22 protein-coding genes are annotated in these 21579 nt (G+C 47.9%); 6 read left to right on the forward strand and 16 right to left on the reverse strand.

Going from position 1 to position 21579, the window contains the following annotated elements; all coding sequences use genetic code 11:
- Positions 1–8: 8 nt before the first annotated feature.
- Complete coding sequence (locus tag GKR61_RS08475; protein WP_036949962.1) at positions 9–269, forward strand: acyl carrier protein; 261 nt, start codon at positions 9–11, stop codon at positions 267–269.
- 65 nt (positions 270–334) lie between these two features.
- Here GKR61_RS08475 and GKR61_RS08480 read toward each other — a convergent pair whose 3' ends face one another.
- Together GKR61_RS08480 and GKR61_RS08485 are read right to left on the reverse strand one after the other, a co-directional pair.
- Positions 335–1216 carry an alpha/beta hydrolase-fold protein gene (locus GKR61_RS08480; RefSeq protein ID WP_036949981.1) on the reverse strand — a complete coding sequence of 294 codons (882 nt, stop codon included), beginning with the start codon at positions 1214–1216 and terminating at the stop codon, positions 335–337.
- Positions 1217–1285: 69 nt separating this feature from the next.
- Positions 1286–3337, reverse strand: coding sequence for a TonB-dependent receptor domain-containing protein (locus tag GKR61_RS08485; protein ID WP_154599854.1), 2052 nt, complete (start codon positions 3335–3337; stop codon positions 1286–1288).
- Positions 3338–3813: 476 nt separating this feature from the next.
- Between GKR61_RS08485 and emrA the strand changes: the two genes are divergently transcribed.
- Together emrA and GKR61_RS08495 are read left to right on the forward strand one after the other, a co-directional pair.
- The gene (gene emrA, locus GKR61_RS08490) at positions 3814–4986 is read left to right on the forward strand and encodes a multidrug efflux MFS transporter periplasmic adaptor subunit EmrA (protein ID WP_036949966.1); all 1173 of its coding nucleotides are present in this window, start codon (positions 3814–3816) and stop codon (positions 4984–4986) included.
- A 4-nt stretch (positions 4987–4990) separates the two neighbouring features.
- Complete coding sequence (locus GKR61_RS08495; RefSeq protein ID WP_036949968.1) at positions 4991–6520, forward strand: DHA2 family efflux MFS transporter permease subunit; 1530 nt, start codon at positions 4991–4993, stop codon at positions 6518–6520.
- Positions 6521–6631: 111 nt separating this feature from the next.
- Here GKR61_RS08495 and paaY read toward each other — a convergent pair whose 3' ends face one another.
- The 13 genes from paaY to paaA all read right to left on the reverse strand — a co-directional run bounded on the left by paaY (position 6632) and on the right by paaA (position 18114).
- A complete protein-coding gene (gene paaY, locus GKR61_RS08500) occupies positions 6632–7225 on the reverse strand; it encodes a phenylacetic acid degradation protein PaaY (protein WP_036949970.1) in 594 nt (197 codons plus the stop codon).
- Between the two features lie 22 nt (positions 7226–7247).
- Positions 7248–8189, reverse strand: coding sequence for a phenylacetic acid degradation operon negative regulatory protein PaaX (gene paaX, locus GKR61_RS08505; protein WP_154639730.1), 942 nt, complete (start codon positions 8187–8189; stop codon positions 7248–7250).
- A gap of 153 nt (positions 8190–8342) precedes the next feature.
- Positions 8343–9656: a phenylacetate--CoA ligase PaaK gene (gene paaK / locus GKR61_RS08510; protein WP_132496859.1), complete on the reverse strand. Its 1314-nt coding sequence runs from the start codon at positions 9654–9656 to the stop codon at positions 8343–8345.
- Between the two features lie 68 nt (positions 9657–9724).
- On the reverse strand, positions 9725–10927 hold the full coding sequence (pcaF, locus tag GKR61_RS08515; RefSeq protein ID WP_036948369.1) for a 3-oxoadipyl-CoA thiolase: 1203 nt from the start codon (positions 10925–10927) through the stop codon (positions 9725–9727).
- Complete coding sequence (paaI, locus tag GKR61_RS08520) at positions 10924–11364, reverse strand: hydroxyphenylacetyl-CoA thioesterase PaaI (protein ID WP_036948371.1); 441 nt, start codon at positions 11362–11364, stop codon at positions 10924–10926. The genes pcaF and paaI overlap by 4 nt, the downstream gene beginning before the upstream one ends.
- Positions 11361–12929 (reverse strand): 3-hydroxyacyl-CoA dehydrogenase, encoded by a 1569-nt coding sequence (locus tag GKR61_RS08525; RefSeq protein ID WP_154639731.1) that lies wholly within the window; start codon positions 12927–12929, stop codon positions 11361–11363. Before GKR61_RS08525 ends, paaI begins: the two co-directional genes overlap by 4 nt.
- 2 nt (positions 12930–12931) lie before the next feature.
- Positions 12932–13741 (reverse strand): 2-(1,2-epoxy-1,2-dihydrophenyl)acetyl-CoA isomerase PaaG, encoded by an 810-nt coding sequence (gene paaG, locus GKR61_RS08530; protein ID WP_154599856.1) that lies wholly within the window; start codon positions 13739–13741, stop codon positions 12932–12934.
- A gap of 2 nt (positions 13742–13743) precedes the next feature.
- Entirely contained in the window at positions 13744–14517 is a 774-nt protein-coding gene (gene paaF / locus GKR61_RS08535; RefSeq protein ID WP_036948377.1) for a 2,3-dehydroadipyl-CoA hydratase PaaF, read from the reverse strand.
- A 9-nt stretch (positions 14518–14526) separates the two neighbouring features.
- Complete coding sequence (gene paaE / locus GKR61_RS08540; RefSeq protein WP_154599857.1) at positions 14527–15582, reverse strand: 1,2-phenylacetyl-CoA epoxidase subunit PaaE; 1056 nt, start codon at positions 15580–15582, stop codon at positions 14527–14529.
- Positions 15583–15592: 10 nt separating this feature from the next.
- Positions 15593–16093 (reverse strand): 1,2-phenylacetyl-CoA epoxidase subunit PaaD, encoded by a 501-nt coding sequence (gene paaD / locus GKR61_RS08545; RefSeq protein WP_036948382.1) that lies wholly within the window; start codon positions 16091–16093, stop codon positions 15593–15595.
- A gap of 5 nt (positions 16094–16098) precedes the next feature.
- Positions 16099–16857 carry a 1,2-phenylacetyl-CoA epoxidase subunit PaaC gene (gene paaC / locus GKR61_RS08550; RefSeq protein ID WP_036948384.1) on the reverse strand — a complete coding sequence of 253 codons (759 nt, stop codon included), beginning with the start codon at positions 16855–16857 and terminating at the stop codon, positions 16099–16101.
- A gap of 10 nt (positions 16858–16867) precedes the next feature.
- Positions 16868–17155, reverse strand: coding sequence for a 1,2-phenylacetyl-CoA epoxidase subunit PaaB (gene paaB, locus GKR61_RS08555; RefSeq protein ID WP_036948387.1), 288 nt, complete (start codon positions 17153–17155; stop codon positions 16868–16870).
- A gap of 20 nt (positions 17156–17175) precedes the next feature.
- Complete coding sequence (paaA, locus tag GKR61_RS08560; protein ID WP_132496869.1) at positions 17176–18114, reverse strand: 1,2-phenylacetyl-CoA epoxidase subunit PaaA; 939 nt, start codon at positions 18112–18114, stop codon at positions 17176–17178.
- 326 nt (positions 18115–18440) lie between these two features.
- On the opposite strand from paaA, the gene paaZ reads away from it, so the two are divergent.
- The 3 genes from paaZ to GKR61_RS08575 all read left to right on the forward strand — a co-directional run bounded on the left by paaZ (position 18441) and on the right by GKR61_RS08575 (position 21143).
- The gene (gene paaZ / locus GKR61_RS08565) at positions 18441–20501 is read left to right on the forward strand and encodes a phenylacetic acid degradation bifunctional protein PaaZ (RefSeq protein ID WP_036948391.1); all 2061 of its coding nucleotides are present in this window, start codon (positions 18441–18443) and stop codon (positions 20499–20501) included.
- Between the two features lie 113 nt (positions 20502–20614).
- Positions 20615–20857 carry a type II toxin-antitoxin system ParD family antitoxin gene (locus GKR61_RS08570; protein ID WP_006663118.1) on the forward strand — a complete coding sequence of 81 codons (243 nt, stop codon included), beginning with the start codon at positions 20615–20617 and terminating at the stop codon, positions 20855–20857.
- The gene (locus GKR61_RS08575; RefSeq protein ID WP_154599858.1) at positions 20850–21143 is read left to right on the forward strand and encodes a type II toxin-antitoxin system RelE/ParE family toxin; all 294 of its coding nucleotides are present in this window, start codon (positions 20850–20852) and stop codon (positions 21141–21143) included. The genes GKR61_RS08570 and GKR61_RS08575 overlap by 8 nt, the downstream gene beginning before the upstream one ends.
- A gap of 44 nt (positions 21144–21187) precedes the next feature.
- On the opposite strand, the gene GKR61_RS08580 is transcribed toward GKR61_RS08575, so the two are convergent.
- Positions 21188–21499: a monooxygenase gene (locus tag GKR61_RS08580; RefSeq protein ID WP_108478687.1), complete on the reverse strand. Its 312-nt coding sequence runs from the start codon at positions 21497–21499 to the stop codon at positions 21188–21190.
- Positions 21500–21579 lie beyond the last annotated feature (80 nt).

The following is a 21579-nucleotide window of genomic DNA, read 5'->3' on the forward strand; positions in this document are numbered from 1 at the left end:
GTAATGACATGACCACACAACAAGATATTGCGCAGCAATGGCTAGAACGCCATCTTCAGCAAATTCGTGAGTATTCAGGTATCAACAAAACCTATTCCATGGATGCAGAGCTGATTGCCGATGTGCATATCGATTCTTTAGAGCTGTTGGAATTGATTACAGCGATAGAGGAATATACTGAACAGCCATTAAAGGATGAGGTGTGGATGAAGTGGCGACGGTTACAAGATATTGTGGATTACCTCGTTAGCGCCACCATAGACAGTTAAGTTGTCTTGTCAGTTTTCATCAATAACAACTCGGTTTCGTGCTTTTGGGCAGGAAACCGAGTTTTTTATGGCTCGGATGTGGCGATTTCCAACGCTTTCTTGATGGCATCAGGAATGACGCCACCATGAGTTTTGCCCGAAAATAAGGTGAAATCACAAACCCGTTGAGGGCTGTTTATGGCTTCACACACTTCACGCGGAGAAATCCAACTTTTGCGCGTTTGATAATTCTGCTTCTGCTCATCGGTTAAACGGCTTAAATCTGGCGTCTCTTCTAACTCACCGAGAGTGATATCTAGCGGTGATGCCTTCGATGGGCGCGTTAACTTATCTAAATTCACCATTTTCCCTTCTCCCCACCACAATGATGGGCTTGCCGCGACAAAATGCTGGAAATCCGCAGGGTGGTCTTGGTATGCCATCAGGGTAAATAACCCCCCAAATGAGTGCCCAAATAAGGTTTCACGCTGGGTATCTATCGGGAACTGCTGCTCAGCCCATGGGCGAATGGTGAAGGTGAGAAACTGGTACAGAGATTCCGCACCGCCCCCGTGTTGGAATGCATCGCCAGCAACTTTCGGCGTGTAGTCGTATGTGCGTTCTTTCTTGGGAAAAGCCTCAGGGCTGGGATAGCCGATACCAATAATAATCGGTAATCTTTCGGGAGAAAATTGTTGAGCAGCTTGATTGACCGCGAGTGGGTACAGACCGTTCCCATCTAGCATGAACAGCACGGGACGTTTTCCTGAAATATGCCGTGGAACGGCGCTGTAGATACGCAGCTCGCGCTGACCATTGCGCATGTCATGATGCTGCACCGTGTATACGTCCGCCACGCGCGCATCGAATTCAGGAATATTCGGGTTGGGACGCGCCCAAGTATTGCTTGCGATACACATACTTGCGATACACATCAAGAGACTCGCTATAAACCGTTTTTTTATCATTGGGATTGCCATCGAACTAAAAAGGATCAGCGGGTAATCAGCGATAAGCATCATACCCGCAATCAGGGATTAGAATGTCACGTTGACATTCGCCCAGTAACGGCGACCATCTTCAACATCCCAGTTACCGCCATTCTCAGCGTCAATCTTAGAGCCTTTCTCGTTGGCAATATTTAACACCGCAAAATTCAGCTTGGTATTTTTCAGTAGCTGATAAGTCGCGCCCACATCCATAGTGGTATAGCCTTTACGGTAACGTGGAACGGAAGAACCGTTACGCTGTGCAGCCCATACTTGCTCACCTTCGTAATGCGCACGGGTGTATAAGTTGAGGTCTGGGCTATATTGCCAATCTAACTTCGCATTGGCTAAGTGCTTCGGCGTTTTATCCAATGGGTAGCCTTTGAGGGATTCGCCACTGGTGAGTTTTTCATCATTACTTTTACGTTCTGAATCGGTGTAAGTGTAGTTCAGGCTAAGGTTCCAATCTTCGGCAAATGGAATACCTGTTGCGATTTCTACCCCTTTAATATTGGCTTCACCGACGTTGTCATAGGTGTACAGGTTTAAGCCTGTCACTGGGTCTTTATCACCGGTGTAGTAGCTGGTGAGCTTATTTTTAAAGTCAGTATTAAAGAACATCAGGCTCGCGTTGAAGCCAGATTCATGGTCATATGCGATACCAATTTCTTGGTTAAAGCTTTTTTCAGGTTTCAGGTTGTCATTACCGTAAATGATCCCTTTACCTTTTTCTGTCGAGGTTTTGTAGTTTGGGCTAATTTCACGCAGGGTTGGTGCACGGAATGCTTGCGATACCCCACCTTTGATGGTGATTTCATCGGTTAAATGATAAATCGCGTAGCCGCGTGGGTTCCAGTGGTCGCCATAGAATTCGTGGTGATCTAAACGAATGCCACCAGTTAAAATCAGGTTTTCAGTGGCAGTAAATTCATCTTCTAAGAACAGCGCGTATTGATCTGCGGTTAACGAGACATTTTCCGTGGTTTTCGCACCAGTTGCGGAGGTATCTTTCAGTTTGGCGTGTTGGTACTGAGTCCCCGCCGTTAAGATATTATCCGGCAAGAAGGCGGTGACTTTACCATCCACTACCGTGTTAGTAATTTCTGGTACGCGCGCTTCATAAGCGTAATTATACAGCCCCGTTTTTGCGTCTTTGGTTTCGGCTTTAGTCTTACGTTTGGTTTGTTCTTGATAAACACTCACTTCCGTTTGGATAACATCCCAATCCCCTTTGTAGGTCAGCGCCATATGGTTACGGTTATTGTGAGTTTCAGACTTGGTATTATCACGTTTTACACCATTGAACATGGAGTATTCCGCCAGTGATTTACCCGGTTCCGCATAGCGTTCTTGGGTGGTTCTACCCGCTTCAAATAAGAAGGTTTGATTTTCCATCGGCGTGAAGGTTAATTTCGCGGTCAGGCTTTTATTGTCCTTTTTATCATGACCATCTGGAATTTTGTCTTCTTTACGGTAATCCCCGCCACCGTACAGTTGTAAACCGAGTTTATCTTTGATCAGCGGACCAGACAGGTAGAAGTTACCGTCCATGGAATCGCCGCTTTCGCTATTTTCTTGAATAATTGCGCCCGTAGTCACGCTACCGTGCCATTCATTGGTCACTTTCTTGGTGATGATGTTAATGACGCCGCCCATGGCATCAGAGCCATACAGGGAGGACATAGGACCACGGATCACCTCGATACGCTCGATAGCTTCAACAGGCGGCATAAAGCCCGCTTCAAAGCCGCCGCTACCATTTGGGCGAGATTCACGGCTATTTTGACGACGACCATCCACCAAGATTAAGGTGTATTCGCCGGATAACCCGCGAATATTAATATCTTGTTTATTGGCGCTTCCGACGACGCTGACACCTTCAACATCTTTGACTGCATCGGCTAAGTCGCGCACAGGTTTGTTTTGTAGCTGCTCGGCGGTAATAACGGTAACACTGGCAGGAGCATCGCGTAATTGCTGGGAATAACCCGATGCCGTAACGATCATTTTGTCTGAATTTTCTTCTGCTGTGGCGCTAAATGAAGCCAACGCTGCGCAAACACCCGCAGCGATTAAAGAGTAGTGATAGTGCGTTCTCATGTTTTTCCCTAGTAAAACTAAATGATAATGATAATCATAATGTTTGCGAATATTAACACCGATGCAGATAGAAAATAAATAATTAGCGAGCTATTTTTTGGGCAAAGTTTGATCACGGTTAACATTTTTTGCGAGGGAACTAGAGAGAGTAAAAAGCCGTACACATGGTAGAAAATGGACTAAAAAACGAGAGAATGACTTTTCTGGAGTGAAAGAAATAAATACCAATTATTATTTAACGATTCGCAATTATCTTATTTAGAATGTTTTTTATTATCTTTAAATAATTTCATCTTTTTTTGATTGCATTTGATTTTTCTAATTTAAAAACAAGATTGAAGATTGATTTAAAACAGAAAATAAAAATTAAAATGGATATTTAGTTAATATAAAACAGTTGGCTATTGCATTATCACGGTGAGTTCGTAAAGATAGGTTTATTGCTTAAATAAAGTCTATTTCCCTTGAGAGTTATTATGGAACAACCGACAAATTCAATTGAAGAACATCAAAAAACGAAACAAGAAAATAAAAGAACACTGTGGATGATCATCGCCACGGTTATTTTTGTTTTGCTGTTTGTCGCCTATGGCGTGTATTGGTTTTTGGTTCTGCGTTTTCAAGAATATACCGATGATGCCTATGTGTCGGGTTTGCAGATCCCTATCGTTGCGCAAACTACCGGAAATGTCACTCAAGTGAACTTTGAGAATACCGACTTGGTGAAAGCAGGTGATGTGCTGGTGGTATTAGATAAAACCAATGCGCAACTGGCTTATGAACAGGCCAAACATGATTTAGCGTCTACGGTGCGCAAAACTAAAGAGTTGTATATCAATGGAGATCAGTACCAAGCCCAAATCCAACAAAATCGAGTTTCGCTTGCACAAGCGCAAAAAGATTATCAGCGCCGTGCCGCATTAGGTCGCAGTGGGACGATTTCAAAAGAGGATTTACAGCACTCTCAAGAAGCGGTGCAACTGGCGCAAGCGGCGCTGGATATTTCGATTCAACAATATAATGCCAACCGCGCGTTGTTGCGTAATACGGCACTGAAAAACCAGCCAGCGGTGCAACAAGCGGCTGATAGTGTGCGCAGTGCGTGGATCAATCTACAGCGGACAGAAATCAAAAGCCCGATGACGGGGTATGTTTCTCGCCGTAATGTGCAAGTGGGTTCCCAAGTTAGCCCGCAAAGCTCGTTAATGGCGATTGTGCCGGTTCAGCCTGTTTGGGTCGATGCTAACTTTAAAGAGACGCAACTTGAAAATGTGCGTATCGGTCAGCCAGTCACGATTAACAGTGACTTTTATGGTAGCAATGTAAGTTACAAAGGCACCGTAGTGGGGCTGGATATGGGGACGGGAAGTGCGTTCTCATTGCTACCTGCGCAAAATGCCACGGGGAACTGGATCAAAGTGGTGCAGCGCCTACCTGTCCGTGTGGAGTTAGACCCTGAGCAAGTGGCGAAATACCCGCTGCGCATCGGTTTATCCATGAATGTGACCATCGATATTAAAGACCAAAATGGCCCTGTGTTGTCAGAAGTTCAACGCACTACCCCTGCGTTTGAAAGTGATGTTTTGGTGCTGAAGTTAGACGATGTGGATCAGGTGATCGACACCATTATCAGCGATAACGCGGATTAGTCCCATGGCTGATATTCAACCGCTAAAAGGGGCTAAACTCGTCTGGGCGACTATCGCTCTGTCTCTGGCGACATTTATGCAGGTGTTGGACTCCACGATTGCTAACGTGGCTATCCCGACAATTGCGGGAAATCTTGGGGTGTCTGTCTCTCAGGGGACGTGGGTGATCACCTCGTTTGGGGTATCGAACGCCATCTCTATCGCGATTTCCGGTTTTCTAGCCAAACGGTTTGGGGAAATAAGAGTCTTCCTGTGGGCAACGGCACTGTTTACGCTATTTTCATTACTGTGTGGATTTTCTGATAGCCTTGGCATGCTGATTTTATTCCGTGTGCTACAAGGGGCGGTTGCTGGGCCTGTTATTCCGCTCTCGCAAAGTCTCATCATGCGGTGTTATCCGCCTAAAATGCAGAATATGGCATTGGCATTTTGGTCGATGACCATTATTTTAGCCCCTGTTTTTGGACCTATTTTTGGCGGCTATATTAGCGATAACTTCCATTGGAGCTGGATCTTCTTTATGAATATCCCTCTTGGGATCTTCGTGATCATTGTTGGCTCGATCATCCTCAAGGGAATGGAATCGACAGTGGTTAAAGTGCCATTCAATGTGATCGGTTTAGCGTTGTTATCTGTCGGTGTGGGCTGCTTGCAGGTATTGCTGGATAAAGGGAAAGAGCTCGGTTGGTTAGCGTCCAATGAGATTGTGATTCTTGCCGTGATTTCCACGATTGCGCTGGTGTTTATGGTTATTTGGGAACTGACCTCCAAAAACCCAATTGTCGAATTATCACTGTTTAAATCCCGCAATTTTACCATCGGGACGATTTCGGTCAGTTTGGCGTATATGGCGTATTTTGGGGCGATCGTACTTTTGCCGCAGCTGCTGCAAGAAGTGTACGGCTATACCGCAACATGGGCGGGGTTAGCACTCGCGCCAATCGGTCTTTTGCCAGTCTTGTTCTCAGCACCTGTCGCAAAACTCTCTGACTTTTTAGATATTCGCTGGATAGTCACCTTTAGCTTCGTGTTTTATGCCATTTGCTTCTTCTGGCGCGCCTATACTTTTGAGCCATCCATGGGGTTCGATGCCGTTGTCTGGCCGCAGTTGGTGCAGGGGATGGCGGTAGCCTGTTTCTTTATGCCGTTGACCACCTTGACGCTGTCGGGGCTGCCTCCTGAAAAATTAGCCTCAGCTTCCAGCTTGGCGAACTTTTTCCGTACGTTGGCGGGCTCAATTGGGACATCGATCACCACCACACTGTGGAGTGATAGGGAGGCAGTGCATCATAGCCAGCTCACTGAATTTATTACGGATTACAACCCAGAATCCCTCGATATGTACCAAGGGATGGCGGCGCATGGCATGACCACGGAGCAAACCTCCGGCTTTATTGCTCAGCAGATCACTAGCCAAGGGCTGATTATCGCGGCGAATGAGATTTTCTGGTTATGTGGCTGGGTGTTTATCGCGTTGATTGTGACGGTGTGGTTTGCGAAGCCGCCGTTTGGCAGCAAAGCCAATAAATCATAAATACGGCGAGTCATTGATGGAAATAAGGGCGCGTGAGTGATTGGCACGCGCTTTTTTATGGCAGGTTTTTACACAATAGTTTTTACACAATAGTTTTTACAGAATGGTTTTTTACAGTCTGGACTTTGGAACAACATCGTCAAAGGCCAGTTTCGGGCGGTTAGGCTCTTCCTCCGTCAGCGGCGTCACTTCTTGGAACGTATTGAGGCAGCGGGTCACTAAGGTTTGGTAATCCAGTGTCCCCTTGCTTTTCCATTCAATTTCTTGCTCTGACAGGCTACGCAGTACTTTAGCGGGTGTTCCAACAATTAAACTGTTATCGGGGAATTGTGCATCCGCTTTGATAAATGCACAGGCGCCAACAATAGAATTTTCGCCCACTACCGCGCCATCCATCACCACGCTGTTCATGCCTATCAGTGCATTACGTTTAATATGGCAGCCATGCAAAATAGCCCCATGACCGATATGTCCATCTTCTTCAATGATAGTATCGAATTGCGGAAAACCGTGCATCACGCAGTTATCCTGCACATTCGCCCCATCTTTAATAATCAGTCGCCCAAAGTCCCCACGTAAACTGGCGTTAGGTCCAATATAAACACGTTTTCCAATCACGACATCGCCAATGATCACGGCGGTAGGGTGAACAAAACTTTCAGGGCTGACTACAGGGGTAATACCGTCAATTTGATAAAATGGCATAAAGGCTCCTTTAGCATAATGATTATGCGGCTGCTAGCTCCCGAAGAATACCGCCAAAACGTCGATAATAGGCGCTGGAGGGTTGTGGAAGTTCCCCAACGGTGGTTTCGCATAAGCCGGTAACGTACTGGGTGGCACCTTGGTCGATACGCTGGTAAATATTGGTGCACAAATGGCGCGCAATGTGTCCTTCCCACTGTGCAGGAAGCAGCTCATCGGGCAGCAACGGGTCTTTTAATATCACGCGGCGATAAAAATGGATCAGTAATAGGCGTAGCTGGAAGCATAATTCAGGGGAAATCGCCTGTTCTCCATGCTCTTTCAGTAATAATGCGACTGGGCGGAATAAGCTGATAAATTGATGATAATGCTCTGAAATTTCAGGGAGAGACCAGGCATCAAACACTAACTCTTTTAATTTTTTCTCGGAGCGGTTGAAGGGATAATCGGCACGGAAGTAAATGACTTGATCAGCCGCGTTTAACTCCCCCAGTAAGGCGGGAATGTCGCTTTGTGTCCGGCTTGGCGCTGCCATCAAGCCGCTATTAAATTGCCCAAACCCGAGCCAACCAAACTCTTTTTTAAGGCGAATCTTTTCATCTTTATCTGCGCTTTCCAGCAGCAATAAATCCCATGTTCCATCCCATTCAGGTTGTTCGCTGAGGTAAATCTTGCTTTCCGCTCGACGAAAGCGATTTTGCCCACGCTCTGAAATACGGTAATAGCTACGGCGTCCTATTTTCTCGACATCCAGCCAGTTTTCTTTTTGTAGACGAAATACGGAAGTACGCACAAAGCGGTCGGAAAAACCCATAGGCTCAAGCAATTTGGTCAGGCTACCTAGCCAAACCTTGCCCCCACGGTGGTGCAGGGCATCCCCATATAGGGAGCTGATAAGCGATGTTCCGCTGATAGGTTGGCTCTCGATGGCGTAGTGTATAAATTGGCTGAGTTTGGTTTCCATTATGCTTTTATCCCTAAAATTAATGTATCAGGTACTTGGCAAATCTTAGACAAAAACCAGAAGGTTGTCTTGTTTTCATACCAAAGAGTGTGAGCATTGTGAGGAAACCTGCCGAGAGGCGTATTCATTATGAATACACCTCATTCTCGGAGATTAAATGGCAATTCGTGTATCAATCACTCGTTGGGCTTTACCTTGTGAGCGGGGGATATCCCCACAGTTGACTATGCTTACGCGGGTGCTGATCCCCACCATGGATTTAATACGGTGTTTGAGGTTGTGGCAGATATTACAGCGTTCATCAAAGGTCAGTTGTTCAGGGTGTTTGAGCTCAACACGAACAGAGAGGTTATCCATGTTGCCTTGGCGACCGATTTCCAGCTGGTAGTGTGGAGATAACTCTTTGAATTGCATAATTTGCTCTTCAATTTGAGACGGGAAAACGTTCACGCCACGGATAATCATCATGTCATCGGAGCGCCCCGTGATTTTTCCGATACTGCGCATCTGGCGGTTTCCACCGGATTTTAGGTGAGTAAGGTCGCGGGTTCGATAGCGGATCACTGGCATGGCTTCTTTTGTAAGGGTAGTGAACACTAACTCACCATGCTCCCCATGACCGAGGGTTTTTAGGCTATTTGGGCAGATAATTTCAGGGTAAAAGTGGTCTTCCCAGATAGTTGGACCGCTTTCGTCGGAGTCTGCACACTCCATGGCAACGCCAGGTCCCATCACTTCAGATAAGCCATAAATATCTAAGGCTTTGATCCCCAAGCGAGTTTCAATTTCAGTTCTGAGGGATTCTGTCCACGGTTCTGCTCCAAAGACGCCAATTCTTAGTGAGCACTTACTAGCGTCTCCGCCCATGATTTTCTCAAGTTCGTCGATAATACTAAGGCAGTAAGATGGCGTTACCATGATGATATCGGGCTTAAAATCGACAATCAGCTGCGCTTGTTTCTCGGTTTGACCGCCGGACATGGGAATAACTGCCGCGCCAAGACGCTCAGCACCATAGTGTGCTCCGAGTCCGCCAGTAAATAGCCCGTAACCGTAAGCAACGTGGACTTTATCCCCGCGAGTGGCACCCGCAGAGCGCAGGCTACGAGCGATTAAATCTGCCCAATTATCAATATCTTGTTGGGTATAACCGACAACCGTCGGGCGCCCTGTGGTACCGGAAGAGGCGTGAATACGGATAATTTGATCCATTGGTACGGCAAAAGTATCGAATGGGTAGTTTTCACGTAAATCCTGCTTTGTGGTATAGGGAAATTTTTCGATGTCGCTAAGCTGTTTAAAATCGTCAGGGTGTACGCCTGCGGCATCGAATTTTTTGCGGTACATTGGCACATTTTCGTATGCGTGAGTGAGTGTCCACTTCATTCGTGAGAACTGCAACGCCTCGATCTCATCGCGGGAAGCAAACTCGATCGGGTCGATATTATCGTGTTGTGTCATGCTCATAATTGCCAATCCTTATTATTATTGATACTTGCCTGAACAGGTGTAGGGGAGTCAGGCAGTTTTGTTATTCAGACGCGTTCAATAATCATTGCAATACCTTGACCCACACCGATGCACATGGTGCATAACCCGTAGCGACCTTGCTTGCGGTGCAGTTCATTCATGGCGGAAATCACCAAGCGAGACCCGCTCATACCCAGCGGATGCCCTAAGGAGATAGCCCCACCATTGGGGTTAACCTGTGGGGCGTCATCTGGCAGACCTAAGCCCCGTAATACAGCCAGTGCTTGAGCGGCAAAGGCTTCGTTAAGTTCAATCACATCCATTTGTTCGATAGTCAGCCCTGCCATTTTCAACACTTTTTGAGTGGCAGGCAGAGGGCCGATACCCATTAAACGCGGTTCGACGCCACAGGTGGCAGTGGCAATCACTCGCGCTCGTGGGGTTAATCCTTGCTGCTTGGCAACCGCTTCGGAGGCGATGATTAAGGCTGCGGCGCCATCATTGACTCCAGAAGCATTGCCTGCGGTGACGCTGCCATTTTCACGAAACGGTGTTTTTAGTTTTTGCAGCTGTTCGTGTGTGGTTTCAGGGCGTGGGTGCTCATCTTCAGTGACTTGCTTCTGTGCTTTGCGCAATGTCACGGTGACGGGAACAATCTCTTCGGCAAAGATACCTTTAAGGCGAGCCGCTTCGGTGCGCTGTTGGCTGCGCAGGGCAAAGGCATCTTGGTCTTCGCGGCTGATATTGTAGGTGTGCGCCACGTTTTCCGCGGTTTCTGGCATGGAGTCGGTGGAGAATTGCTGCTCCATTAATGGGTTGATAAACCGCCAGCCAATAGTGGTATCAAAAATTTGCGCTTGGCGAGAAAAGGCAGAATCTTGTTTTCCCATCACGAACGGCGCGCGGCTCATGGATTCTACACCACCGGCAATCATCAATCCCGATTCCCCTGCTTTGATACTGCGAGCGGCAAGAGCTATGGCATCTAAGCCAGAGCCACACAGGCGATTGATGGTGGTGCCGGAAACTGAAATTGGTAAGCCAGACAGTAGCCCCGCCATTCGCGCGACGTTGCGGTTATCTTCCCCCGCTTGGTTGGCGCAACCGAGGATAATGTCATCGGTCAGTGTCCAGTCCAGTTGTGGGTTACGTGCCATCAATGCTTTAAGAGTGACGGCAGAAAGGTCATCGGGACGCAGTGAGGATAATGCGCCGCCATAGCGACCAATCGGGGTGCGAATACCATCGCAAATATAGGCGTCATTCATGAGGCTTCTCCAACTAAACGGTGACCTAAACGGTGGGAACGGCCTTGAAACAGCGCCAGTGGCTTGCCATCTTGGTTGATGATCTCTACTTCATACAGCCCGCTGCGCTTACCTTGGTGCTGCATTTTTGCGGTGGCAGTCAGTACATCCCCTTCAAAACCGGGGCGCAAAAAATCGATAGAGCACATAGAGGCGACGGCGGCATAACCTTGGCTGTTGCAGGCATACGCAAACGCGGTATCTGCCAGACTAAACAACTGCCCGCCGTGGCAGGTTTTATGCCCGTTAAGCATATTGGGCATAACCACCATGGTGAGTTGCGCATAGCCTTCAGCAACATCTTCAATCACCATGCCCATGGCTTTAGCGCAAGTATCATCGCGATACATGGCATGTGCCGCTTGCTGAGCGAGGGTGATGTTGGGCAGTGAATTCATGACAACGCCTCCAATGAGAGTGATTGAAAACCGGCAGCAAGCTGGCGTAGTAATGGGTTGGGGCGATAGCGCGTGTCCCCATAGAAATCAGTTAACTGTTCAAGGGTGTGCAAAATATGTGACCAACCGATTTGCGCGCCCCATGCTAATGGCCCTTTCGGGTAATTCACGCCGAAACGCATCGCCAGATCAGTATCTTGGGCGCTTGAGACCCCTTTATTCACCACATCCAAAGCCTCATTGCACAACATGGCAACGGTACGCAGGGTTAACAGTGCAGGGTAGTCCGGCAGCACAATCACTTGCTTACCGAGGGACTGAAAAAAGGCAATCGCATCTTGGTTTTGCTGGTGGCTATTTTGTACTGCGCAACTGATAGCGATAGTGGTTGCCGCAACGTAGTTGGCGGATAAATCAAATTGCACTACGGGCTTATCAAGTTTTTGCGCAAGGGTGGATGTCATTTCACCATTTGTTAACATAATAATAACTCCGTTAACAACCAGTGAGGGTGACGGGCGCGTTTTTTGTTCAACTTCTTCGAGGCAGATCCCGTTTTGCTGTAAGAGTTGCTTAAGTTCAGGAAATATTTGCCAATTTCCATAGGCTTTGATGTCGAGCTGGCGAGGCTGTGTCACGGCAGGCGCAATATCGACCCGAGATGCGGATTTATTATGATCATCATGATTATCGGCGGTGTAATCATAAAATCCGCGACCTGATTTACGTCCTAGGTGCCCTGCTTGTACTAATGCCAATTGCGCAAAGGCGGTTTGGAAACGCGGGTCATAGCCAAATGCTTGAAACATGGATTCTGTCACGGCGTAATTAACATCATGCCCGATTAAATCGGTGAGCTGCAAAGGACCCATGGAAAAGCCTCCAGCATCACGCATGACACTGTCTAATGTGGCGGGGTTGCCCACTTGCTCTTCTAATGCGCGTAAGGCTTCTGCATAAAAAGGTCTTGCTACACGATTAACAATAAAGCCTGGCGTGGAGTGGCAAATCACCGGAATTTTATTGAACGACAGTGTCAGGGTTTTTAGGATTTCAATCACGTTCTCCGCGGTTTCGAGTCCGCGGATCACTTCTACCAGTTTCATCACGGGGGCAGGGTTAAAAAAGTGCAATCCAGCCATACGCTCAGGGTGTTTGAGTACGCTGGCAATTGCCGTGATAGATAATGACGAGGTGTTGCTGGAAAAAATAGTATTTTCGCGGCAAATGTCTTCAAGTTCACTGAAAATAGCCTGCTTAATGGCAAGTTTCTCTGCGACTGCTTCAATCACTAAATCGGCGTCAGCAAGGGTGGCAAGACTGTCGACAACATGGAGGCGATCAAGGATTTCTTCCGTGCATTTGGCGTCGGCTTTTCCTTGCTCAACGCGTTTGCGTAAACGAGTGGTGAGTGCTGTTAAAGATTGCTGCAACACTTGGGCGTTCACGTCAAAAATGTGCACTTGTAGACCTACACTCGCAGCGACTTGCGCAATTCCAATCCCCATAGTACCTGCACCAATCACAGCGACATTTTGTATTGATGAGCTTAGTGAAGTCTTCATGGTTATTTCCCTTGGAACGTCGGTTCACGTTTATTTAAAAACGCATCGACGCCTTCGCGATAATCTTGGCTGCGCCCGCCTAAGCGCTGTAAATCTCGCTCTAAATTGAGCTGCTCATCAAGGGTATTGGTGGCGGCACTGTGAATCGCTTTTTTGATCAGCCCCAACCCATAGGTCGGTTGAGTTGCAAGGTGCTTCGCGAGGTTGTTGACGGTGGTGGCGAGTTGGTCATTTTCCGTGACTTGCCAAATCATACCCCACTGCAATGCTTGTTCCGCGCTAATTTTATCCCCTAGCATCGCCATACCCATGGCACGAGCACGACCGACTAATTGCGGTAAAAACCAGCTTCCCCCGGAGTCAGGCACCAGCCCAAGGCGGCAAAATGATTGAATAAAGCTGGCACTTTTCGCCGCGATAACAAGATCTCCCGCAAGAGCAATCGCCGCACCCGCGCCTGCGGCAACGCCGTTCACGGCACAAATAATCGGTTTGGGTAATGCGACTAAACGGCGGATCAGCGGGTTGTAGTAGGTTTCGACGGAAAAGCCCAGATCAGGGGCTTTGGATCCGACGGAGACATTACGATCGTTAAGATCTTGCCCCGCACAGAATCCACGGCCCGCTCCGGTGATCACTAAGCAACGGACGGTTTCGTCTTGTTCGGCGATTTTAATGGCTGCGCTCAGCTGGCGATGCATCTCATCGTTAAAGCTGTTTAGGCGGTCAGGGCGGTTTAAGGTAATCGTGAGCACCCCATTTTCCAGCGTTGTAAGGATCATCTCGTCGGTGATCACAGTGTCATTTATCATGATTAGCGTCCTGTAAATTGGGGGGATCGTTTTTCGAAAAAGGCGGCGATCCCCTCTTGGCGATCGTCAGTACCCGCAAGGCTGACAAAGTATTGGCGCTCCAGTTTTAAGCCTTCGGTCAGGTGAGTTTCTTGGGCGCTCACTAGCGCAGCTTTGGCGGCGTTTACGGCTAAAGGCGCATGACCTGCAATGCGTTTGGCAATGGCTTGAGCGCGTTCAAGGGTGAGTGCGTCCACACACACTTCACTGACCAATCCGGCTTGTTGGGCTTGCTCAGCGCTGATGGTTTCTCCGGTAAGTACCATCTGCATTGCAAGGGATTTACCCACGGCACGAATAAGTCGCTGAGTACCGCCCGCTCCGGGGATCAGTCCAAGGGTAATTTCCGGTAGACCAAAGCGAGCGGATTCCCCTGCAATAATGATGTCGCTGGCGAGCAATAACTCGAACCCCGCGCCTAACGCATAGCCATTAGCGGCACAAATAATCGGCTTGCTGATTTGCGCAAAGCGGCGCCAAACTTGCGGACGTTTATCTGTTATAGCGCTGGCAACGGTTTGCTGCTGAAGCTCTTTAAGATCAGCCCCTGCGGCAAAGAAACGTGGATTACCCGTGATGACGATAGCGCCGATATTGTCGTCGGTTTGCGCATGTTCAAGATGCTTAACCAGTAATTCAAGGCACGGTGTACTCAGTGCGTTGCGCACATCGGGGCGATTAAGCGTCAGCGTCAGAACGCGGTGATGTTGTTGAGATAAAATCCAATTATTTTCCATTGCTCATCCCTACACATCAAAGTCCAATACCACGCCATCCCCTTTTGGCCATGCTTGGCAACTGAGGATATAACCGGCGGCAATTTGGTCAGGTTCGAGACTGTAGTTCACGCCCATTTCAACTTCTCCTGAGCGCAACTTACATTTGCAAGTGGCGCAAACACCGCCTTTACAGGCATAAGGCAGGTCAGCGCCTTGGCGCAGTGCGGCATCGAGGATGCTGTCATCTTGCCCATCCATATTGATATTTAAGGTGCGCCCATCTAATTGAAGGGTGACTTGGCGGTTTTCGCTGGTGGCAAGGGTCGGTTTGAATTTCGCGCCAGAGGTATTAAAGCGCTCAGTGTGTACGCGCTCTTGTGCCATGCCGTGATGAATTAAGGTTTCTTGAACCTCATCCATCATGGACTCTGGACCACAAATAAAGGCGCGGTTGAATTGGCTAAAATTGAGAAGGGATTTTCCTAAGGCACTAAGTTGTTGCGCATCAATGCGCCCGCTGAGCAACGCGCTTTCTTGAGGCTCTTGGCTAAACAGATACAGCACTTGAAAACGGGTGGCAAAGCGGTTTTTTAAGTCAGCGATGGCTTCTTTGAACATCACTGAGCGGCTATTGCGATTACCGTAAATCAGCACAAAGCGGCTATTTGGCTCGGTTTGCAGCGTAGCTTTGATGATGGATAACAGCGGGGTAATACCGGAGCCTGCCGCCACGGCTAAATAGTGTCCTTGTTGCTGGCTATCGGGTTGGTAGCCAAATTGCCCTTGAGGGATCATCACTTCTAAGCTATCTCCAACATTCAGTTGTTGGTTGATAAAGTTAGAAAATCGCCCTTCGTAGATAGCTTTAACGCCAATTTTGAGCCCGTTTTCATCGGGGGCGCTACAAATGGAGTAGCAGCGACGAAGATTTTCGCCATTAATCGCGGCTTTTAGCGTCAAATGTTGACCTGGGCGGTAACGATACTGCGCTTGCAGCGATTCAGGAATATGAAAGGTGACCGCCACAGCATCGGGTGTGTCACGATCAATAGCGGCAATACTTAAACGGTGAAAGACAGTCATGAGTGTGCCCTTAAATACATTTAAAGTAATCAAACGGTTCTAAGCATTCGTTGCAGCGATATAGCGCTTTGCAGGCGGTAGAGCCAAACTCGCTAATTTTTTCCGTCTGTTCGCTGTCACAACGTGGGCAACAAATTGCCCCAGTATGTTCAGGATGCTCACAGGCAACGCCTTGTGGGGGCGCAATGCCAAATTCACGTAAGCGCCTTTTGGCATCTTGGTTCATCCAGTCAGTGGTCCATGCGGGGGTTAATACTACTTCCACATCCACAGGCGAGAAGCCCGCGCTATCGAGAACCGTTTTGATTTCATTGATTAAAAATTCGGTGGCGGGGCAGCCTGAATAGGTTGGGGTAAACCCAATTTTCCAGCCTTGTTCGGTTGGCTTCACATGGCGCACCATACCAAGATCAGTAATAGACAGAGCCGGCAATTCAGGGTCTGGGATCTGCTGAAGTTGCTGCCAGATCTGATGAATATCGGGGGATTGAAGTTGCATTCTCTGTTCCATCACTATCACCATTGGCTGTTGGGGTAAGCGCGTTGCACAAATTGCAGCTGTGTGAGAATTAAACCGAGGTGCTCAGTATGGCTGCCTTGTTTACCGCCTAATCGGTAAGCTGCTTGTTCAGGCAGGCTGAGAGTGGCTTCTTCAAAGGTTTCATTCACAGTTTGCAGCCAAATATCGCGCAGCGTACGCGGGTCAACGGCAATGCCTGCCTCGCTTAATGCCATTTCAATGGCATCGGCATGGAACAATTCACCGGTAAAGCGCCATAAGCGGTTGATAGATTGCTGCAATTTCTGCTGGCTCAGTGGGGTGCCATCCCCTAAACGGATCATCCAGCCACGACTAAAACGCAGGTGGTACAGGGCTTCTTTGAGAGATTTTGCTGCAATGGCGGCCAGCTGCGGGTCGCGGCTTTGGGTCAGTGCGCTGTAAAGAGGCACATGGTAGGCATCGATAAAAAACTGGCGAACGAGGGTGTCGTTGAAGCCGTCATTTGGCTGCTCAACAAGCAGTAAATTGCTAAATTCACGCTCATCACGCAAGTAAGCCAGCTTATCTTCGTTGTAACCTGCGCCTTTGAGTTCAGCGGCGTAGCTAAGAAAGTTGCGCGCTTGCCCCAGTAAATCTAAGCCGATGTTAGATAGCGCTAGGTCAATTTCGATTTCAGGGGCGTGACCACACCACTCACACAGGCGTTGTGCCAGAATCAGTGGGGTATCTCCGAGGCGTAACACATAATGTTGGAGCTGCTGTTTTTCGGTCATTTCAAGCTCCTTACATGTTTTTGATGCCATCAGGGATGGTGTAAAAAGTTGGATGGCGGTAAACCTTGCTGTCCGCGGGGTCAAAAAATTGATCTTTTTCATCAGGTTGAGATGCGACCAAATGGGCGGCTTTGACGACCCAAATGGAGCAGCCTTCACTACGGCGAGTGTAAGCATCGCGAGCATTTTCCAACGCCATTTGGTCATCGGCGGCATGTAAACTTCCCACATGGCGATGGGCTAAACCTTGTTTACTGCGAACAAACACTTCATACAGTGGCCAATCTTGATTGTTCATGGTCTTTTCCTTCTTGGTGGTTAAGCTGCAGATTTAATGGCTTTTTGTTTTTGGCTGTGAGCCATTGCGCCTTCACGCACCCAAGCTCCTTCTTCCCAACCTTTACGTTTCGCATCAAGGCGTTCTTGGTTGCAGATCCCTTGCCCTTTAATCACTTGGTAGAACTCTTCCCAATCAATCTCACCAAAGCGGTAGTGACCCAGCGCGTCATCCCAGTGCAGGTCAGGGTCGGGGATGGTCATGCCAAGGGCTTCCACCTGCGGCACGGTGTTATCCACAAATTTCTGGCGCAGCTCGTCATTACTGAAGCGCTTGATTTTCCACGCCATACTTTGCGCGCTATGAGGGGAGTCAGAATCATTCGGACCAAACATCATTAATACTGGCCACCAAAAGCGGTTGATAGAGTCTTGCAACATGGCTTTTTGCTCATCAGTCCCTTCAGCCAGTGCCATGACGGCTTCATAACCTTGGCGTTGGTGAAAACTCTCCTCTTTGCAGATTTTTACCATCGCACGGGCGTAAGGTCCGTAAGAAGCGCGGCACAGTGCCACTTGGTTAACTATCGCTGCACCATCAACCAGCCAGCCAATCACGCCCACGTCCGCCCAATTGAGCGTCGGATAGTTGAAAATGGAGGAGTATTTCATCTTTTCGTCGAGCATTTTTTGGTAGATATCTTGGCGAGTACATCCCAACGTTTCTGCGGCGCTATAGAGGTACAAACCGTGTCCTGCTTCATCTTGAATTTTTGCCAGCAGAACGGCTTTGCGGCGTAGAGTTGGCGCGCGACTGAGCCAGTTGGCTTCCGGCAGCATGCCAATCACTTCTGAATGGGCGTGTTGCCCAATCTGGCGAATGAGGTTTTGTCTGTAAGCATCGGGCATCCAATCTTTTGGCTCGATTGCGATGTCGGCTTCGATTTTGGCATCGAAGTGGATTTGGTTTTGCTCGCTCATTGTTATTTTCCATTAAAGTGATTCATAAAAATTAAGTTAATGTAAAAATATGGAACACATTTATTTAACATCAATGCTAGGAATAGTTAACAATAAGATCAATGCTGTTTGTGGGGTTTTTGCGATTCACCTCACAAGTAATTAAATTATATTCATATAAATCAATGTAATGAAATCATCATTTTTTGTTTGGTTCTTGCCGCAAACATTCAAATCAACCCTATTTGTATTTTATTTGTTAAATTTCGATTGGCATCTATGATTGTTTATATGATACATATTTAATATCTAAATCTAGTTTATTGTCGTTTTTCTGGAGATGGAACATGCAACATTTAACAAGTTACATTATGGGGAAGTGGGCAACGGGAGCAGGGGAAGGTCGTCCGATTTTTCATGCGCTGACCAATGAAGCACTCTATGCCGTGACCTCTGAAGGACTACCGTTAGCGCAAAGCTTACAGTACGGGCGTGATGTCGGTGGCGAGGCGCTAGGGAAATTAACGTTTCAACAGCGTGGAGAGATGCTTAAAGCAGTTGCTCGACATTTACTTGCCCATAAAGAGGCGTTATATGTCATTTCTGCCCAGACTGGCGCCACTAAATCAGACAGTTGGGTGGATATCGAAGGGGGGATCGGCACCCTATTTTCCTATGCGGGACTGGCAAGCCGTGAGCTGCCGGATGATACCGTGTGGTCAGAAGACGAGATGATCCCGCTATCAAAACAGGGGCAGTTTGTTGCCCGCCATATTTTAACATCGCGCCGTGGCGTGGCTTTGCACATCAATGCGTTCAACTTTCCGTGCTGGGGTATGCTAGAAAAACTAGCGCCAACGTGGTTAGCGGGGATGCCTGCTATTATCAAACCTGCCACCGCATCCGCCCAACTGACTCACGCAATGGTGAAACTGATGATGGAGAGCGGGTTAGTTCCCGAAGGGGCGATTCAATTAATTTGTGGCGGCGTTGGGGATATGTTCGACCACTTGGATTTTGAAGATGTGGTGACCTTTACAGGCTCAGCAGGCACTGGACAAAAACTCAAATCTCACCCGCGCATCAATCAAAAATCTGTGCCTTTTACCATGGAAGCGGACTCATTAAACTGCGCCATTTTAGGTTCAGATGTTCAGCCTGAGCAACCTGAATTTGCACTGTTTATCAAAGAAGTGGTTAATGAAATGACGACGAAGGCAGGGCAAAAATGTACTGCAATTCGCCGCATTATCGTCCCTAAAACTCAGTTGGAAAATGTGAAAAATGCCCTCCTAAAACGCATCTCGAATGTCGTGGTGGGTGACCCTGCTGCCGAAGGGGTTCGAATGGGCGCATTGATTAACCTTGAACAGCGCCAAGATGTGCAGGACAAAGTGAATTATCTGCTAGCCAATGGCTGCGAACGCTTATGTGGTGGTAGCTTTGTCAATATGCAGGTGGTGGGTGGCGATAGCGAGAAAGGGGCATTTTTCCCACCGACATTGCTGTACTGTGCCGAGCCATTTGTGCATCAAGCGGTACACGAAACCGAGGCGTTTGGTCCCGTGGCGACATTAATGAGTTATGACGGGTTAGATCAAGCGGTGCAATTGGCGGCGCTAGGAGGCGGGAGCTTAGTCGGTTCGCTGGTGACTGCCGATAGCCAAGTAGCGCAGACGGTGATCCGCGCAACGGCACGGGCGCATGGGCGGATGTTTATTCTGGATGAAGCAGCATCAAAAGAATCCACGGGGCACGGCTCACCTTTGCCAATGTTGGTACATGGTGGACCGGGGCGTGCCGGGGGCGGTGAAGAGCTGGGCGGCTTGCGAGCAGTAAAACATTATATGCAGCGCACGGCACTGCAAGGCAGCCCATCCATGTTGACTGCGATTAGTAAGCAGTGGATGCGCGGCGCTGAGGCTATTGCTGATGTGGTGCATCCGTTCCGTAAATATTTCGAAGAGTTAGTGATTGGCGATACGTTACTGACCGCGAGACGCACGGTAACTGAAGCGGATATTGTGAATTTTGCCTGTCTCAGCGGGGATAATTTCTATGTGCATGTGGATAAACTTGGCGCCGAGCAATCCATGTTTGGTGAGCGCATCGCCCACGGTTATTTTGTGGTATCGGCAGCAGCAGGGCTGTTTGTGGATGCGGGAGTCGGGCCTGTTATCGCGAACTATGGGATGGAAAACTTGCGTTTTATCGAGCCAGTCAAAATTGGCGATACCATCCAAGTGCGCTTAACGTGCAAGAAAAAGATCAAAAAAGCCCAGAAAAAAGCCGAAGATAAGCCTAATGGGGTTATCGAGTGGGATGTCCAAGTGTTTAATCAGCACAATGACATTGTGGCGCTGTACAGTATTTTAACGCTTGTGGAGCGTCGCCACGGGGATTTTTGAGGGCGAAGTTATCAGAGAGGGCAAAATGCCCTCTCTTTCGCTGGCTGGAAGCAACAGAAATTCATTGCTATAGTTGTATGACTGAGTAATACAATTCGATGGTGGGTGAGTTTATGGCGAGAGTAACAAGTGTGACATTGGGGGAGCATTTCAACCGTTTTATTGGCGATATGATCCAGTCTGGCCGCTATGGTAATACATCAGAAGTGATAAGGGACGCATTGCGTATGATGGAAGAGAGAGAACAACGCCTTGAGTATGTGAGAAAGATGGTATTGGATGGACTGAATTCACCGGAAAGTGAAAGCAGCATGGATGACATTTTTGCCAGAGCGGAAAAGGATTTAAATGTATAAAATTTCTCAAGTTGCGGAAGAGGATATTTATCAAATTGCTCGTTACACAATACGGCAGTTCGGTGTCAATCAAGCGAAAAAATACCATAATGAATTAAAAAAAACGTTTGAGTTACTGGCTAGTTCGCCATGGATAGGTAAAGAATGTCATTGGGTATGTGAAGGGATGAGGCGATTTGAGTTTAAAAAACATTCCATTTATTACATGCCCCAAACCCCATTTATTTTTATCTCCCGCGTTATTCATCAATCTGTGGATGTCGATGAATTGGATTTTACTGAGTAAATTTTAACGGGATAAGAGAAGGCAAAATGCCCTCTCCATTAAAACTATTTTTGAATAAATTGTGCTTGGTTAAGCTGGCTGAGTGCGGTATTCACACTAAAAATTTGCCCGCTGACTTCAGGTACACCAAAGGATTTGAGTCGCGCACTGTGCATCTCGAGATATGCTTGCGCATCGGCTTGGTTAGCAAATAAGTAAATGCCTCCCGCCCGTTGAGTTTGTTGGTTTTCAGTCCAAATCTTCCAAATAAACCCCGGCTCTTGGTTAATGGATTGCGCTAATCCTTCCATTGCCGTTGCCATCTCTTCACCCCATGGGCCTTGGTATGGGAAATCAACCTGTAAAATCACCTGCATTATTGCCTCCTATTGTTGTTGTCTGATTATCATAACCAGTAATTTTTATTTAGGATTGATCAAATTGGGGATTGGGGGGA

It is taken from the genome of Providencia sp. wls1916 (assembly GCF_009706585.1).
Lineage (GTDB): Bacteria > Pseudomonadota > Gammaproteobacteria > Enterobacterales > Enterobacteriaceae > Providencia > Providencia lanzhouensis.

Excerpts from the sequence above, each read along its gene's own strand:
- paaE (WP_154599857.1), bottom strand. The coding sequence starts at position 15,582 with ATGACTGTCTTTCACCGTTTAAGTATTGCCGCTATTGATCGTGACACA.
- GKR61_RS08525 (WP_154639731.1), bottom strand. The coding sequence starts at position 12,929 with ATGAAGACTTCACTAAGCTCATCAATACAAAATGTCGCTGTGATTGGT.
- GKR61_RS08580 (WP_108478687.1), bottom strand. The coding sequence starts at position 21,499 with ATGCAGGTGATTTTACAGGTTGATTTCCCATACCAAGGCCCATGGGGT.
- GKR61_RS08570 (WP_006663118.1), top strand. The coding sequence starts at position 20,615 with ATGGCGAGAGTAACAAGTGTGACATTGGGGGAGCATTTCAACCGTTTT.
- paaZ (WP_036948391.1), top strand. The coding sequence starts at position 18,441 with ATGCAACATTTAACAAGTTACATTATGGGGAAGTGGGCAACGGGAGCA.
- paaI (WP_036948371.1), bottom strand. The coding sequence starts at position 11,364 with ATGAATTCACTGCCCAACATCACCCTCGCTCAGCAAGCGGCACATGCC.
- paaK (WP_132496859.1), bottom strand. The coding sequence starts at position 9,656 with ATGAGCATGACACAACACGATAATATCGACCCGATCGAGTTTGCTTCC.
- paaX (WP_154639730.1), bottom strand. The coding sequence starts at position 8,189 with ATGGAAACCAAACTCAGCCAATTTATACACTACGCCATCGAGAGCCAA.
- paaG (WP_154599856.1), bottom strand. The coding sequence starts at position 13,741 with ATGATAAATGACACTGTGATCACCGACGAGATGATCCTTACAACGCTG.
- paaF (WP_036948377.1), bottom strand. The coding sequence starts at position 14,517 with ATGGAAAATAATTGGATTTTATCTCAACAACATCACCGCGTTCTGACG.
- paaA (WP_132496869.1), bottom strand. The coding sequence starts at position 18,114 with ATGAGCGAGCAAAACCAAATCCACTTCGATGCCAAAATCGAAGCCGAC.
- GKR61_RS08575 (WP_154599858.1), top strand. The coding sequence starts at position 20,850 with ATGTATAAAATTTCTCAAGTTGCGGAAGAGGATATTTATCAAATTGCT.
- GKR61_RS08475 (WP_036949962.1), top strand. The coding sequence starts at position 9 with ATGACCACACAACAAGATATTGCGCAGCAATGGCTAGAACGCCATCTT.
- paaC (WP_036948384.1), bottom strand. The coding sequence starts at position 16,857 with ATGACCGAAAAACAGCAGCTCCAACATTATGTGTTACGCCTCGGAGAT.
- GKR61_RS08480 (WP_036949981.1), bottom strand. The coding sequence starts at position 1,216 with ATGATAAAAAAACGGTTTATAGCGAGTCTCTTGATGTGTATCGCAAGT.
- emrA (WP_036949966.1), top strand. The coding sequence starts at position 3,814 with ATGGAACAACCGACAAATTCAATTGAAGAACATCAAAAAACGAAACAA.
- GKR61_RS08485 (WP_154599854.1), bottom strand. The coding sequence starts at position 3,337 with ATGAGAACGCACTATCACTACTCTTTAATCGCTGCGGGTGTTTGCGCA.
- paaB (WP_036948387.1), bottom strand. The coding sequence starts at position 17,155 with ATGAACAATCAAGATTGGCCACTGTATGAAGTGTTTGTTCGCAGTAAA.
- paaD (WP_036948382.1), bottom strand. The coding sequence starts at position 16,093 with ATGGAACAGAGAATGCAACTTCAATCCCCCGATATTCATCAGATCTGG.
- GKR61_RS08495 (WP_036949968.1), top strand. The coding sequence starts at position 4,991 with ATGGCTGATATTCAACCGCTAAAAGGGGCTAAACTCGTCTGGGCGACT.
- pcaF (WP_036948369.1), bottom strand. The coding sequence starts at position 10,927 with ATGAATGACGCCTATATTTGCGATGGTATTCGCACCCCGATTGGTCGC.
- paaY (WP_036949970.1), bottom strand. The coding sequence starts at position 7,225 with ATGCCATTTTATCAAATTGACGGTATTACCCCTGTAGTCAGCCCTGAA.